The sequence below is a fragment of the Litorivicinus lipolyticus genome, assembly GCF_009650135.1.
GTDB lineage: Bacteria > Pseudomonadota > Gammaproteobacteria > Pseudomonadales > Litorivicinaceae > Litorivicinus > Litorivicinus lipolyticus.
The window spans coordinates 1,431,187-1,445,882 of record NZ_CP045871.1 but is presented as its reverse complement, the minus strand read 5'-3'; the positions used below and the strand labels follow the sequence as shown (position 1 = coordinate 1,445,882).

12 protein-coding genes are annotated in these 14,696 nt (G+C 58.4%); 5 read left to right on the top strand and 7 right to left on the bottom strand.

Annotated elements, in window-relative coordinates:
* Positions 1–31: 31 nt before the first annotated feature.
* Positions 32–358, top strand: a complete 327-nt coding sequence (gene grxD / locus GH975_RS07260) for a Grx4 family monothiol glutaredoxin (RefSeq protein ID WP_153713881.1) — start codon at positions 32–34, stop codon at positions 356–358.
* On the opposite strand, the gene GH975_RS07255 is transcribed toward grxD, so the two are convergent.
* Positions 355–4,209 carry a hybrid sensor histidine kinase/response regulator gene (locus GH975_RS07255; protein WP_153713880.1) on the bottom strand — a complete coding sequence of 1,285 codons (3,855 nt, stop codon included), beginning with the start codon at positions 4,207–4,209 and terminating at the stop codon, positions 355–357. The two genes, grxD and GH975_RS07255, sit on opposite strands and share 4 nt — an antisense overlap.
* Before the next feature lie 135 nt (positions 4,210–4,344).
* On the opposite strand from GH975_RS07255, the gene GH975_RS07250 reads away from it, so the two are divergent.
* From GH975_RS07250 to GH975_RS07235, 4 genes are all read left to right on the top strand, one after another.
* On the top strand, positions 4,345–4,599 hold the full coding sequence (locus GH975_RS07250) for a DUF4212 domain-containing protein (protein ID WP_153713879.1): 255 nt from the start codon (positions 4,345–4,347) through the stop codon (positions 4,597–4,599).
* Between the two features lie 9 nt (positions 4,600–4,608).
* Positions 4,609–6,525, top strand: coding sequence for a sodium:solute symporter family protein (locus GH975_RS07245; protein WP_153713878.1), 1,917 nt, complete (start codon positions 4,609–4,611; stop codon positions 6,523–6,525).
* 84 nt (positions 6,526–6,609) lie between these two features.
* A complete protein-coding gene (locus tag GH975_RS07240; protein WP_153713877.1) occupies positions 6,610–8,448 on the top strand; it encodes a DUF294 nucleotidyltransferase-like domain-containing protein in 1,839 nt (612 codons plus the stop codon).
* Between the two features lies 1 nt (position 8,449).
* The gene (locus tag GH975_RS07235) at positions 8,450–9,046 is read left to right on the top strand and encodes a 3'-5' exonuclease (RefSeq protein ID WP_211365785.1); all 597 of its coding nucleotides are present in this window, start codon (positions 8,450–8,452) and stop codon (positions 9,044–9,046) included.
* Here GH975_RS07235 and GH975_RS07230 read toward each other — a convergent pair.
* The 6 genes from GH975_RS07230 to ccoG form a co-directional block, all read right to left on the bottom strand.
* The gene (locus GH975_RS07230) at positions 9,032–9,589 is read right to left on the bottom strand and encodes a 3'-5' exonuclease (RefSeq protein ID WP_153713876.1); all 558 of its coding nucleotides are present in this window, start codon (positions 9,587–9,589) and stop codon (positions 9,032–9,034) included. The genes GH975_RS07235 and GH975_RS07230 overlap by 15 nt on opposite strands.
* A gap of 101 nt (positions 9,590–9,690) precedes the next feature.
* Positions 9,691–10,359 (bottom strand): sulfite exporter TauE/SafE family protein, encoded by a 669-nt coding sequence (locus tag GH975_RS07225; protein ID WP_170272585.1) that lies wholly within the window; start codon positions 10,357–10,359, stop codon positions 9,691–9,693.
* A complete protein-coding gene (gene ccoS / locus GH975_RS07220; protein WP_153713874.1) occupies positions 10,352–10,534 on the bottom strand; it encodes a cbb3-type cytochrome oxidase assembly protein CcoS in 183 nt (60 codons plus the stop codon). The genes GH975_RS07225 and ccoS overlap by 8 nt, the downstream gene beginning before the upstream one ends.
* Position 10,535: 1 nt before the next feature.
* Positions 10,536–12,866 (bottom strand): heavy metal translocating P-type ATPase, encoded by a 2,331-nt coding sequence (locus GH975_RS07215; protein WP_153713873.1) that lies wholly within the window; start codon positions 12,864–12,866, stop codon positions 10,536–10,538.
* Complete coding sequence (locus GH975_RS07210; RefSeq protein ID WP_153713872.1) at positions 12,863–13,348, bottom strand: FixH family protein; 486 nt, start codon at positions 13,346–13,348, stop codon at positions 12,863–12,865. The genes GH975_RS07215 and GH975_RS07210 overlap by 4 nt, the downstream gene beginning before the upstream one ends.
* Positions 13,342–14,676 (bottom strand): cytochrome c oxidase accessory protein CcoG, encoded by a 1,335-nt coding sequence (gene ccoG / locus GH975_RS07205; protein WP_322788847.1) that lies wholly within the window; start codon positions 14,674–14,676, stop codon positions 13,342–13,344. Before ccoG ends, GH975_RS07210 begins: the two co-directional genes overlap by 7 nt.
* Between the last annotated feature and the right edge of the window lie 20 nt (positions 14,677–14,696).

Below are 14,696 nucleotides of genomic sequence, written 5' to 3'. Positions count from 1 at the left end.
CCTGCAAATTGTATGAAAGTCGAGAGGACCTATGTCAAACACACTAGATAACATCAAACAACAGATCGCTGAAAACCCGGTGCTGCTTTACATGAAGGGTGATCCGCGCGGGCCGAAATGTGGTTTCTCATCTCAGACCGTGCAGGCAGTGATGGCGTGTGAGCGTCCCTTTGCCTACGTCGACATCCTCGAAAACCCAGATGTGCGCGCCGAGTTGCCGCTGTTTGCCAACTGGCCGACTTTCCCGCAATTGTGGGTTAACGGCGAACTCGTCGGTGGCTGTGACATCGTCGTCGAGATGTACCAAAACGGCGAACTGAAAGCCTTGATTCACGACACCGTCCCCGCCCAGGACTAATCCCGAGGGGGCGGCGCGAGGGATGACATCAAGGCGCGCAGCCCTGCCGGCTTGACCGGCTTGTTCATGACGCGTGCGCCCGCCTCCAGTGCGGCGGTGCGTGTCTCTTCGGTCCGATCGGCGGTCAGCAAGATCGACGGCGGACACTGGGGGACGACGCCTTTAATCGCCGCCAAGGCTTCCAGCCCAGTGGCGTTATTGTCCAGGTGGTAATCCAGGATCAGTAAATCCGGGCGGCCGTTTTGTTCGATCACCCGCATGGCATCATCGCCGCTTTGAACCGGCCATACCGTGCAACCCCAGTCGCCCAGCAGTTGGGCCATGCCCTCTAGAATCATCGGCTCATTATCCAAGCACAGCACCCTGAGGCCTTGAAGCTTGGCGCTAGTGCGTCGTGTATTAAGCGCCGGGCTTGCCTTGGGTTGGGCCCGTTTGTCGGTCAACGGCAGGCGCAGGCTAAAACAGGTGCCACGGTTCTCGGTTGAGTGCAGGCGCACTTCGCCGCCCATGAGTTTGGCCAGTCGGATCGATATCGACAGGCCAAGCCCCATGCCCTTTTGGTGTTGCGCGCGGCCTGACTCCAGGCGCGCAAATTCGTCAAAGACCCGCGCCTGGTCTTGTTGGGCGATGCCGATGCCGGTGTCCCAGACTTGCAATTCGACGTGACCGCCGCTGATTCGGGTGCCCAGCAGGACTTTGCCTTGGCGGGTGTAGCGCAGGGCGTTGGACAAAAAGTTTTGCAGCACGCGGCGCACCATCAACGGCTCGGCGTAGACCCAGGCGTCGCGGGCGCGGGCGCGCAGCGTCAGGCCTTTTTCATGGCTCAAGGCATTGAATTCGGCGGCCAATTGCTCGAACAACGGCCGCACGTTTAGGGCCTGGGGATTGAACTTGGTCGCGCCGGCATCCAGCTTTGAAATTTCCAGCAGCGTCCCTAACAACTCCTCGGCGTTGTCCAGCGAGCTGTCTAGGTTTTTTGCCATCTGCACGGCCTCGCCGCTGACCTGCCGCTCGAGCGCGGCGGCGAATAAGCGCGCGGCGTTCAGTGGCTGCATTAAATCGTGGCTGGCGGCGGCTAGGAAGCGGGTCTTGGATAGGTTGGCGCGTTCGGCTTCGGCCTTGGCCAGGGTCAGGTCGCGTTCGGTGCGGGCGCGAATGCGGTTTTCTTGCATGAGCTGGACGTTCAGGTTCGACAGCTCGTGGGTTCGCGAGCTGACGCGTTCTTCCAAGGTTTCATTGGCGGTTTTTAACATCGCTTCCGCCATGCGCCGCTCGGTGACGTCCTGGTACATGATAAATAGGCCGAGTACGCGCGAGTCGACTTGGTGCGGAACGTAAACCGCTTCGTAAAATCGTTCCATGTCCATAAATTCGATGGACACCTCGAACGATTGCCGCTCGCCCTGCAGCGCCCTAGCCATGTGCGGCTGGCGTAGCGCATATTCGGACTCGCTGAAGACCTCCCACGCATGCTTGCCCAAAATGGCATCACGCCGGAAACCCATGATTTCTTCAAAGGACTGGTTCACAAACAATATTCGGCGGTCGTTATCCAGATACGCCAACATGATCGGCACGTTGTCGGTGTAAAGGCGAATGTTGGCCTCGGATTGTTTGAGCGCGCTCTCATTGCGTTTCAGCTCGGTGATGTCGTAAAAGCTCGTCACGAAACCGCCGTCCGGCATGGGGTTGCCGCTGAGTTCAATGACGGTGCCGGTTGGCAGGTATGAAATGCGACGGTGACTGCGGGCATGACTCAGGTGTTCGACACGCCGCTGAATTTGGGCTTCGTGGTCGCCCTCGCCAAAAAAGTTACGCGTCGCGTTGTAGCGCAACAGCGTTTCGATCGGTTGGCCGACCTGCAGCAGCGAACTCGGGTAATCAAATATCTCTTGGTAACGACGGTTCCACGCCACCAAACGTTTGTTGGCATCGATCACGCTGACGCCTGGGGCCAGGTTTTCGAGTGCTGCGTGCAACTGCTCGCGTGACGACTGCAGGGCCCGATTGCTTTCCTCGACGACGGACACCAGTTCGTCAGCCTTGACCGTGCGCCCCTTAATGCGACTGTCCAGCACCAAGCGCGCGGACGAGGCGCCCAGCGCTCCGGCCAGGCGGCGCTCGACTAGCGTCATTAGTTCTGGCGAGGCTTCGAGCGTGGACCGTTCAAACTTGATCCCGAGCTCGTCCTGGATTTCGTGCCAGGCGGTGCGCGCGGCATCTTCGCCTAAGTAGCGCGCTAACAGCACCTCCAGGTCGCCGACCGTGAGCACCCCGCGCCAGGCTTTGGGCGTGCTGGTGACGGCTGCCGAGTCGACCATGATGCTGGCTTGCATGCGGTCGGTGAAGTTCGGCCGTGTCAGCAGCGACACCAGCACAAAGACCAGTACATTAAGGCCGAGTGACCACAGTGTGGCATGGGTCACCGGGTCCAAATGCGCCAACCCTGAAAAACCGATGCGGTCATTCCACAGGATCGCTTGGTGCGAGGTCATGCCATTGAAAGACGGCAGCGCCAGGGTGTATAGCCACACCAAAATGCCGGTCAAGATGCCGCCAAATGCACCGTAGCGATTGGCGCCGCGCCAATACAAACCAGCAATCAGGGCCGGGCCAAATTGGGCTGCACCGATGAATGCCAACAGGCCAATCGAGGCCAAGGACGAGCCGGCAGGGGCGTTTTCGTAATACAGCCACGCCATCATCATGATGCCGGCGATGGCCCAGCGCCGTGACGCCAAAATCAGTCCGCTCAGGTCTTGCTCGCTGCTGCGCACGTAGCGCACGTACGCCGGCACCACCAGCTCATTACAGACCATGGTCGACAGCGCCAGGGTGGCCGCGATAATCATACCGACGCCGGCAGACAGCCCACCGATATACGCCAGCAGGGCCAGCGCCGGCAGGTCCGCCGCCAGCGGCAGTAGTAAGACGTAGCTGTCCGGGCTGACGGAGGCGCCAAAGGTCATTAACCCGGCGGCCGCGATCGGCAGCACCAGCAGTGCAAACGCGCCGAGGTAAATCGGCATCACCCAGCGCGCCATGTCCGTGCGCTGGGCACCGCCGGACTCGACAAAGCTGATTTGGAATTGGCGTGGCAAACAGATAATGGCCAGCGCGCCCAGTAGGGTTTGGGTGAGGAAAATAGGGGTCGTGAAGTCGGTCTCGAACAACGGCCGGGCATTGGGTGTCGTCGCGGCTCGACTGAATAGGGTCCCGATGTCGCCAAACAAGGCGCCACTGGCGCCGATCGAAACCGCCGCGAAGGCAATCAATTTGATGCTGCTTTCAAACGCCAGCGACAGCATCATGCCGCGGTGATGTTCGCGTCGGCTCAAGCGCGCGGTACCGAAGGCGATCGCAAATATGATCAGTAACACGGTGGCCAATAACGCCGGGTCCGTGCCGTCCCGTGACGCTGGGGCCAGCGTAAACCACGCGTTTGAAATCGCCTTTAACTGCAGTGCGATATAGGGCACCACGGTCAACACCGCCGCTAAGGTAATTAACACGGCAACCGGTTGGGCTTTGCCGTAGCGTGTCGCGATAAAGTCGGCGATCGAACTGATGCCGTGGGTATCGGTCAGTACACCGATTTTTTTAAACAGGCTCCAAGCCAATAAAAACGTCAGCGCCGGACCCAGGTAAATCGGTAAAAAGCCCCAGCCTTGATTGGCCGCGGTGCCAACCGCACCGTAAAATGTCCAAGAGGTGCAATAAACACCGATTGCCAAGGCATACACCAGGGGGTGCAGGGGTTTGGCCCGCTTGCGGTCACCCCAAATGGCGACCGCAAATAAGAACAGCACGTAAAATAGGCTTAAGGCCAATAACGAATAGGGACTAAACACGCAGTTTCCTTGCGTTTATTAAAAGACCTAAGTATCGGCCACTAGCGGCCTGACCATCCGAAAGTAGAGTAACCAGCGACGGCCGTGCTTGCTAGATTACGCACGTCTGTAAAACAACATAAAGGGTTATTTAAAATGGACGCACAGAAGGCGCAGGCCTACTGGAAAGAGAACATCTCGACGATCATGCTGCTTTTGGCGGTGTGGTTCATCGTGTCATTTGGGTGCGGCATTTTGTTCGTGGACCTACTCGATACCATTCAATTTGGTGGTTTTAAACTCGGGTTCTGGTTTGCACAGCAAGGCAGCATGTACGTTTTCATGATTCTGATTTTCATTTATGCACGCCGCATGAATGCGATTGACGAAAAATACGACGTAGCGGAGTAAGGGACACTCATGGATCTTCAAACCTTGATTTATCTCTTTGTCGGCGCGTCGTTTGCGCTGTACATCGGGATCGCGATTTGGGCCAAAGCGGCCTCAACTAAAGACTTTTATGTCGCAGGTGGCGGTGTTCACCCCGTGGCCAACGGCATGGCAACCGCGGCTGACTGGATGTCAGCGGCTTCGTTTATTTCACTCGCGGGTATTGTGTCGCTGCTGGGTCGTGATGGCGCGGCCTACCTGATGGGTTGGACCGGTGGTTATGTACTGCTGGCGATGCTGTTAGCACCTTACCTGCGTAAGTTCGGCAAATTCACAGTGCCGGACTTTGTGGGCGATCGTTACTACTCCGATTTCGCACGTACTGTTGCGGTGATCTGTGTAATTTTCGTGTCGTTCACCTACGTGGCCGGTCAGATGCGTGGCGTTGGCGTGGTGTTCTCGCGCTTCCTCCAGGTTGACGTCAACACAGGCGTTATCATTGGTATGTGTATTGTATTCTTCTACGCGGTCTTGGGCGGCATGAAGGGCATTACCTACACTCAGGTTGCACAGTATTGCGTATTGATCGTCGCGTTTATCGTGCCGGCGGTGTTCTTGTCGTTGCAGGTCACCGGTGAGTTCCTGCCTCAGGTCGGCCTCGGTAGCCCGATTGCGTTTGACTTCGATAACGGCGTTCAAACCATTCAGCAGGGCACTTACTTGCTGACCGCGCTGGACCAAACCTTCACCGATTTGGGCTTTAACATCCCTTACACTGAAGGTCGTGCCGGCGTTTGGAACACGTTCCTGCTGTGTGTCGCATTGATGGCGGGTACTGCGGGTCTGCCGCACGTGATCGTGCGTTTCTTCACCGTACCTAAAGTACGTGATGCACGTATCTCAGCGGGTTGGGCATTGCTTTTCATTTCGTTGCTGTACACCTCGGTTCCTGGCGTTGCGGCATTCGCACGTTTGAACCTGATCAAGAACGTACAGAACAACGATTACGCCACCTGGACTGCTGAATGTTCAGCCGAACAGGAAGCGGCGATCAACGCAATCATGGCTGACGGTGGTGATGCTGCCCGTATGCCCTGTGCCGGTAACTGGTTTGCGACCTGGGAAAAGGGCGGTTTGATCGGTTGGATGGACAAAAACGGCGATGGCAAAATTCAGTTTGCTAACGGCGCGCCTTTCGCAGGCAAACCCACATTCAGCGATCAGGTCGGTGCTTCGGGTCAGCGCATGATCACCAACACTGCAATTGCAGCGCCTGAAGGTCAGGCGATCGAAAACGAGCTGTATGTTGACCGTGACATCATCGTTTTGGCTAACCCCGAAATCGCACGTTTGCCCAACTGGGTCATCGCGTTGATTGCGGCAGGTGGCTTGGCAGCTGCATTGTCGACTGCTGCGGGCTTGTTGTTGGTAATCTCGGCGTCTATTTCGCACGACCTGTTGGGTCGCGTGATCTACAAAGACAAAGAAACTGGCAAGTCTAAGTTGACCGATTCGCAGGAACTGATGGCCGCTCGTGGCGCAGCAGTTGTGGCGATCATTGTTGCCGGTTACCTAGGCATCAACCCGCCGGGCTTCGTGGCTCAGGTTGTGGCGTTCGCATTCGGCTTGGCCGCAGCGTCGTTCTTCCCGGTCATCATCAACGGTATTTTCGACAAGCGTATGAACCGTGAAGGTGCAATCGCAGGTATGTTGGTCGGTCTGATCTTCACCTTCGGTTACATCATCCTGAACGTGTTCGTCGACAAGTCCGGCGCCTACGAGATGTTTAACATCAAGGCCACCGGCGTCGGTACCATTGGCATGTTCTTGCACTTCATCGTAGCGTACGTAGTGTCACGTGCGACTGCGCCGCCGCCGCAAGAAATCCAAGACATGGTTGAAGACATTCGTATCCCACGCGGAGCGGGTGAAGCTCAGGCTCACTGAGTCGAGCGGATCATTTGATCCACTGAAAACCAGAAAGGGGGCGTCAGCAATGGCGCCCCTTTTTAAATTTTACAAGGAACCCCCATGGACACACCTGCATTGGATCTCAGCGTTCCGCCTTTTGATTTGCTGTCACCCGAACAGATCAAAAGGCTGAGTGCTGGATTGCACCTGGAGTATTTCGAAGCGGGCCAGGTGATTATTCGCGCCGGCAGCGCCCCCGAAGGGCTCTACATTATTCTGAAAGGTAAGGTCGAAGAGTACGACGGTAATACCCTTGAACACGATTCGGCGCACCTGGTTAGCCAGTACAGCGAGGGCGACCTGTTCGGCTCGTTGGCGGTTCTGAAGGGGCAGGCCCGGGACGAATACCTAGCCTTCGAAGAGGCCATTTGCCAATGCTTGCCAGCCCACCTTTTTTTGGACCTGGTCCACGAAAATCCGGAATTCCGCCAGTACTTCCACAAGGGCTTGGCCAGCATGTCCAAGCAGCACCTGCGCTCGCAAAACCGCCGTGAGGGTGACGATTTCAGTCTGGTCCGGGTCGGCGATTCGGTGACCCGCAAGGGTCTGGTGGTCAGCGCCGACAGCAGCATCCGTGAAACCGTACAAAAAATGCGTGCGGCCCACATCGATTCGGCCTTGGTTGATTTCCCCGGCGAAGCCGGCCGCTATGGACTGGTGACGGGCACCGACTTGCTTAACGCGACGGCCTTAGACGGCTATGGACCGGACGAGAGCATCGCCGGGTTTACTGGGCGTAACCTAATTGCGGTCGAGGCCGAGGCATTTTTGTTCGAGGCCTTGACGGTGATGGCGCGCCACCACATCAAGCGCGTGGTGGTCAAAAAAGAGAGCGCGATTGTCGGCGTCGCTGAACTGGCGGACGTGCTCGGGTTTTTGAGTTCGCGCAGCCACAGTGTCGGGGTCGCGATTGAAAAGGCCCGCAGTATTGAAGATCTGCTAGATGCGGCCGAGCATTTGAACCCGCTGGTCCGAAACCTGGTCGATAAGGGCACTCGGATTCGTTTTTTGATGGATTTATTGGCCGCCTTAAACAACCGGTTGGTGGCCAAAGTCTGGGAGCTGACGGTGTCGGATTCGGTGCGTGAAAACACCGCGTTAGTCGTATTGGGCAGTGAAGGGCGCGGCGAGCAGATCGTGCGCACGGACCAAGACAACTGCCTTATTGTGCGCGATGGGTTTGACTGGCCGACCCAGGCTGCGGACTGCCAACGGTTCATCGATCGGTTGATCCAATTGGGCTTTCCGCCGTGTCCCGGCAACATCATGATCAGTAACCCGATGTGGGTTCAAACCGAAAGCCAATGGGTCCAGACCATTGATCGCTGGGTGTTGGGGCTGGACGAAACTACCCTGATGAACCTGGCCATCGTGATGGACGGCCACCGCGTTGCCGGTGACGCCAAGTTGTTCGATCGTATGGGCCGTGCGCTACTCAAAGCGATGACCGCCAACGACATCTTTATTTCCCATTTCGCGACCCCGTGCATGCACTTCGCGGTACCGCTAACGCTGTTTGGAAACGTCAAGAAAGAACAGCAGGGTGTGGACATTAAAAAAGGCGCCATCTTCCCGTTGGTGCACGGTATTCGGGCGCTGTCGTTAAAAAATAACGTTCGCCAGAGCAATACCTTCAAGCGTATTCAGGGCTTGGTACGCTGCGGTGGGATCCATGAAAAAATGGGACGCAACTTGGAAAGCGCCTTGGTTCTGTTCAGTGATTACCGCCTGCGCAGTCACCTGCGCCAGTTGGGTGCCAATGCTGACGTTACGAAGGTTAATAATTACATTGAACCGAAGCGGCTGAATCGGCTGGAACGCGACATGCTGCGTGAAGGGCTGCATGTGGTCAAAGAATTCAAAGACTGGCTCGAATCTGAGCTGCATATCCGAGGATAGTATGGTCGCAAAAACACTGAAGACGATGGGTACCCGCTTCAAGGTCCAGGGCACACCCTGGGAGCCGCTTTTCATGCCCTATCACGGGGACGAAGTGATTAGCATTGATTGCGAAACCACCGGCTTAAACCCACTGCAGGATGATTTGCTGACCCTGGCCGCGGTCAAGATTCGGGACGGCAAAATCATGACCAGTGAAAAGCTGGATATTCGACTGCCGGCGTCGCCAAAGCAGGCTGCCGATTCCATTCGCATTCACCGTATTCGAAAAGTCGACCTGGAAGATGGCGTCGGCCTAGACCAGGCGTTACCGCGATTTTTAGACTTCATCGGCAACCGTCCGCTGCTGGGCTACTACATAAATTTCGACGTCACCCTGTTGAATCGCTACATCCAACAGGCCTTTGGCTTTGAACTGCCAAATCCGACCCTCGAATTGGCTGATATCTATGCCAGCAAAGAACGTATTGACGAAACCGCCGACCGCCGCCTTGAAACCATTTTGAACGCACTGGGTGTGCCGGTCATGGGCCGCCATACCGCCATTGGGGACGCCACCATGGTGGCGATGGCGTACGTTAAGTTAATGCGTCGTTAACACAGGTTCCGTCAACTGAACGACCAGCACGTAGAGTCGGCGCAGGTATTCGGCATCGGATTGGGCGCGGTGGCGTGGAAGGTGCATCGCGCGGGCCAGTATTTTTAGGTTGTACAGGCGCTCGTCGCGCCGGTGTAGGTCCGGTTCTACCAGTGCCAGCAGCTCGCGAAATTGGTCGTTTGCATCCAAGACCCGGTAGATCGGTGCGAGGGTGCCGGTGTCTTGGTATAGCTTATTGACCCAGAGGCGATCGCGCTCGGGGTTGTCGGATAACACCACGCAACCGTCCAGACGCGCGTGCAACTGCTCGGCCACGCGGCAGGCGTCCTCTCCCCAGTCGACCAAGTCGTAGCGTTGATAGCCGTGGCTGTTTTGGCTTTCACTGTTCCAATGGGTCCAGCTATCGACGCTGCTGGGGTCAATCAGCCAGCGACGGGTTGGCGCCGCGATTTCAGCGACCGCAATATCGATCGGATAGGAGTCTTCCGCTAGACCGGATGCCTCGCAATCGAAGAATAAGGGTGTGTGTTCGAATCGGTTCATGTTCGCCGCGCTAGGGGTTTAGACTACCGAGCCTAGTCAATGCCGGTCACTTTGCCGTCCGGTCCGTTGGAACTGTGACCTGGCACAAGCTTTAATCGCGGTCAGCCCTGGGCAACCCCAAGGGTGATCGATAACAGCCCCATGGCAATTAGCACCGCGCCACTGATGCGCGCGGCACCACCGGTTTTGATCGCGCGCCCCAGGCGACTGCCCAGATAGCCACTGCCGAGCGCCGCCGGCAGCGTGCCTAAGCCAAACCCGAGCATGCCCGCGGCCCCGGCGAGGGGATTAGGCTGGGTCAGGCTCCAGCCTAACGCCGCGTAGACCAAACCGCAGGGCAGCAAACCCCAGGCCATGCCCCACGCCAGTGCGCGTGCGGCACTGTTGATCGGCGTAACCCGCCGAGAAATCGTGTGCAGGGGCGCCGAGATCGGGGTTAGAAGGTGGCGAAAAAGCCGTGTCGGCGGGGCGATTCCAAAGCCGTACAGTCCCATGGCGATCAAAAACAGCCCGGATATCAGCAAGAGCGGCATCAGTGCGCCCGCCAACATCAGTTGTTGGCCGGCCACGCCTGCCAGCGCGCCCAGCAGTGTATACAACCCGACTTTGCCGGCGCCGATCCACATCAGTGTGGTCAGGTTGGCTCGGCCAAGCCGGCGATCCGGGCTGAAATTGAGCGAGACACTGGCCGCCAATGGGCCACACATCGCCAGGCAATGCGCGGTCCCTGCTAGGCCTATCAGCACGCCTGCGATCAGGCTTTCAATCATTCTTTTTGAGGTCAGCCGCGGCGTGGTGTGCCGGATCATCATCGTCGTGCAAGATGCGGTGGGCGGGGCCCTCTAGGTCGTCGTACTGGCCGCCGCGCAGTGCCCACAAAAAGGCACCGGTTGCGACAACCAGCAACACAATCGAAATCGGAATCAGTGCAGCAATAATATCCATGTCAGTCCGCCCGGTTGAGTCGTAATGCATTGAAAACTACCAATAGTGATGACAGCGACATGCCCAGCGCGGCGCCCCACGCCGGTAACCAGCCGCTGGCCGCCAATGGCAATACCGTCAAATTGTACCCGATCGCCCAGCTCAAATTCTGGCCAATCACGCGCTGGGTTTGGCGCGCTAAGGCAACCACGGCAGGGGCTGCACTGAGGCGCTGGGTGGTAATCAGTGCGTCACAACGGGCCCGAGTCAGGGCGCTGGCATCGGTTAGCGCGATACTGGCGTCGGCCGCGGCCAGCAAAGGCGCGTCGTTAATGCCGTCGCCGAGGGCTAACACGGGCCCGTGGTCTTGGGCCAGTTGCAGGTGGGCCAGTTTATCGGCCGGTGACAAGCCGCCGAACCCGCTTAGACCGAGTGGTTCTACTAGGGCGGTGACCCGCGCTTGGGTGTCCCCTGACACCACGGTGATTGGGTGCGGAAGTAGGGCCAGTGCCGCGCGCAGGTCGCTCCGGGGTTCGTCGACCAAGGACCACGCGCAGGCCAGCGTGCCGTTAATGCGCAGCACCACCCAACCGGCGTCGGATGGGGCCACATAGCCGAGCCATGTCGGCTTGCCCAGTTCGACCGGCAGGCCGTTCCAGTGGCCGCGCACGCCTTGACCCTCAACAACCTCAACCGCCTCTAGCCGGGCCCGCGCAAAGGCCTGAAACGGCCGCGCCAGTGGGTGGGCGACCCCTTGCTCCAGACCGCTGGCAATACCCTCGCAGGTCGCCCGCGAGTGGTCAGCCAAAACCGCTGTTTGTTCGATTGATGGGCGCCCGTATGTCAGAGTGCCGGTCTTGTCAGTCAGGGTCTGGCGAACTCGTGCTAGGCGCTCCAGCGCATTGGGGGACAGCAGCACCGCGCCTCGCTTGTGGGCTCCGGCCTGGGCTGCCGCTAACGCAGTCGGGGCGGCCAGGGCGAAGGCGCAAGGGCAGGTCGCCACCAATACTGCCAGTGCCGCTGGGAAGGCCATGCTCGAATCCAGTGCCAGCCAGACCAGCGCGGTCGCCACGGCCGCAGTCAACTGAAAGGCGATAAACCGCCCTGACCAGGCCTGGGCCCAGCTCAATGTCCGTGGGCGCCCGGCCATTGCGAGGTTGGCTTGGTCTTCCAGCTTGGCTAAGGTTCGCTCGGCGCCGACCGCAGTGACCCGCACCACCAGCGGTGTCGGGCCATTCAAGGCTCCGGCCAAGACGGTGTCGCCCGTGCTGACGGCGGTTGGCTGGGACTCGCCGGTGACGGTGGCCTGGGAGATGTCGCCGGCGCCATCCTCAATGCAGCCGTCGACGCTGAGGCGTTCGCCACCGTGCCATTGGATTTGGTCGCCGACTACCACCTCGGACACGGCGATGCGCGTGACCGGCTCGCCCAGCCGCGTCACCAAGGTTGGCAGTGCCAATCGGTCCAGGCCGGTTGCCGTCAGGCTGCGCGCTTGCATCGACTGCTCAATGTGACGCCCGGCCAGCAAAAAGAACGCGAACATACTGACCGAATCGAAGTAGACCTCGCCGCTGCCCTGAATGACGTGCCAAGCGCTGGCGACCCAGGCCAGGCCCATGGCCAGGCTGACCGGAATGTCCATGTTCAGCCGACGGTGGCGGAGCGCGTTGATGGCACCGGAAAAAAATGGCCGCGCGGCGTACAACATCACCGGCGCACTGACCACTAGGCTGATCCAGCGCAGCAGTTGCTCGTGACGGTATTCAATAAAACTGGCATCGGCGGTGTACAGGGCCACCGCAAACATCATGGCTTGCATCGAGCCTAGGCCTGCGACAATTAAACGAATCATGGATTGACGCTGGGCAGCACGCCGTTGAACGGCCGCGTCCGAGGCCCGCCAAGGGCTCGCGCGGTAACCGACGCCATTGAGGCGGTTAATGATCTGGCCCAGCTCAATCAAGCTTGGGTCGTAAGTCACTCGAACCCGGTGATCGCTCAGGTTTACCAGCACCAGGTTGATGCCGGGTGCCGGCGTCAGTGCCTGCTCAATCAGCCAAGCACAGGCGCCGCAGGTGATGCCGTCGACTGCCAAGTCGATGTCGACAGTGCCATCGCCACGAGGGTGGGCGAAGGCCTCGGTCAGGGCGTGACTGTCGCCAAGTTCAAGGTCAAGATCGGGCCTGATGCCCGGCTCGAGGCGCACGCGGTAGTAACGATCCAAGCCACTGTCATACAGGTGCTGGGCGACGGCTTGACAGCCCGGGCAACAAAAGGACTGACGGACACCGGCCAGTTCAGCCGTCCAAGCGTCGGCGTCTGCGACCGGTTGGTCGCAGTGGTAACAGCTCACGTACCGAAGTTGACCCGGGTTTGATCGGGCCACATCACGCGCGTGCGCAGCCTCCAGTCATTTTCCGGTGGGTGCAACTCCAGCAACCGTGGCCCCGGAACCAGGCTTTCCAGTTGCCCTTGGAAAACGCCGTCACGCGCATGGCGCAGGAAAACTTCAGTGTCGAAGCCTTCGCGGGTAGGGTGCACGACCTTAAGGTTGAGCCCCGCCGGCCAGCGCTCCAAATTGGCGGTCAGCGTGACCTGAAAATCGCCGGTCACCGGATCCAGCTCCGCGATCGCTCGGGCGCCAATGGCACGTGCGGCATCATCGCGTTCCAGCGAGCGGTTGATGGCCTTGCCTTCTTTGTAGTAATCGTCACTGACCAGTCCATCGGCGGTCACAATCGACAGTCGCAGCATGTTGATACCGACGATCACAGTGACCGCAATGGGCAGCATAAATAGCCATGGCCAGGGTTCTTTGTACCAGGGATTTACCATCGTTCGGGTCCAATAAAGGTGCTGTCGATTGTGCTGGTGGCGCGGTTGCCGCCGACCGCTTCGATGCGCAAGGTAAAGGGCAGTCGTGCTTGAACCACTTTTTGCGGTTCCAGCGAGACCTGTACCGGTTTCGTGACGCGTTCACCCGGTGCAATAATAACCTGCTCTGGGGCACTTAACTGGGCGCCGGGACGGCCCTCCAGAAAGAACTCAAAGGTCTGGGTGTTCTCGCTTTTATTCAGAATGCTGACTTGCATGCTGTTGACGATGTCACCGTTTAAGGCTTCGGTAAACAGCTGGCCTCGGCCGCGCTCAATACTCAATTCCAGCGGCGAGCGCAGGGCCAAAAACACGGTCAATGACACCACCATCACGGTCATGGCGATCGCGTAACCAATCAGGCGAGGGCGCAGGAAGTGGGTGATCTTTCCGGCCAGTTCATTTTCGGTGCTGTAGCGGATCAAGCCCTTGGGGCGCTCAAGCTTTTGCATGACGCTGTCGCAGGCATCGATACACAGGGCGCAACCGATACACTCGTATTGCAGGCCGTCACGGATGTCGATGCCAGTTGGGCAGACCTGGACACAGACCCCACAGTCGACACAGTCACCGGCGCCCGAGGTTGGGGTTTTCTTGCCGCGTGGCTCGCCACGGCCAACGTCGTAACTGACTACTTTGGTGTCCTCGTCAAACATCACGCTTTGAAAGCGTGCGTACGGGCACATGTAGATACAGACCTTTTCGCGCATCCAGCCGGCGTTCAAATACGTCAGGACGCCAAAAATCATGATCCAAAGTGCCGCTTGGAAGTTCGCATCGAGGGTGAAGAAGTCCGGCACCAGTGCCCGAATCGGCGTGAAGTAGCCAATAAATGTGATGCCCGTGGCCAGCGCAATCGCACCCCAGCTTAGGTGTTTGGACGATTTTCGAAGCAGCTTTTGAAAACCCCAAGGGGCAGCGTCCAGCTTGATTCGTTGGTTACGGGACCCCTCGATTTTCATTTCAAGCCAAACAAAAAGTTGGGTCCAAACGGTCTGGGGGCAGGTATAGCCGCACCAAATTCGTCCGGCATAGACCGTGACCATAAACAGGCCGAAGGCTGAAATGATCAACAGCAGCGCCAGCAAGAAGAAATCCTGTGGCCAAAAGGTCATGTGGAAAACGTGAAACTGCCGCTGGGGCAGATCAAACAGCACCAGTTGGCGCTCGCCCCACATAAACCAGGGTGTCAGAAAGTAAAGGCACAACAAGCCCCAGCTGCCATAGCGGCGTAAGCGTTGGTAAGTGCCTTTAATCTTGCGCTGATAAATCCGGTCCAAATCGATCAAAGGAATTCGATTTGAACCAG

Excerpts from the sequence above, each read along its gene's own strand:
- GH975_RS07230 (WP_153713876.1), bottom strand. The coding sequence starts at position 9,589 with ATGAACCGATTCGAACACACACCCTTATTCTTCGATTGCGAGGCATCC.
- GH975_RS07235 (WP_211365785.1), top strand. The coding sequence starts at position 8,450 with ATGGTCGCAAAAACACTGAAGACGATGGGTACCCGCTTCAAGGTCCAG.
- GH975_RS07225 (WP_170272585.1), bottom strand. The coding sequence starts at position 10,359 with ATGATTGAAAGCCTGATCGCAGGCGTGCTGATAGGCCTAGCAGGGACC.
- GH975_RS07240 (WP_153713877.1), top strand. The coding sequence starts at position 6,610 with ATGGACACACCTGCATTGGATCTCAGCGTTCCGCCTTTTGATTTGCTG.
- GH975_RS07245 (WP_153713878.1), top strand. The coding sequence starts at position 4,609 with ATGGATCTTCAAACCTTGATTTATCTCTTTGTCGGCGCGTCGTTTGCG.
- ccoS (WP_153713874.1), bottom strand. The coding sequence starts at position 10,534 with ATGGATATTATTGCTGCACTGATTCCGATTTCGATTGTGTTGCTGGTT.
- grxD (WP_153713881.1), top strand. The coding sequence starts at position 32 with ATGTCAAACACACTAGATAACATCAAACAACAGATCGCTGAAAACCCG.
- GH975_RS07210 (WP_153713872.1), bottom strand. The coding sequence starts at position 13,348 with ATGGTAAATCCCTGGTACAAAGAACCCTGGCCATGGCTATTTATGCTG.
- GH975_RS07250 (WP_153713879.1), top strand. The coding sequence starts at position 4,345 with ATGGACGCACAGAAGGCGCAGGCCTACTGGAAAGAGAACATCTCGACG.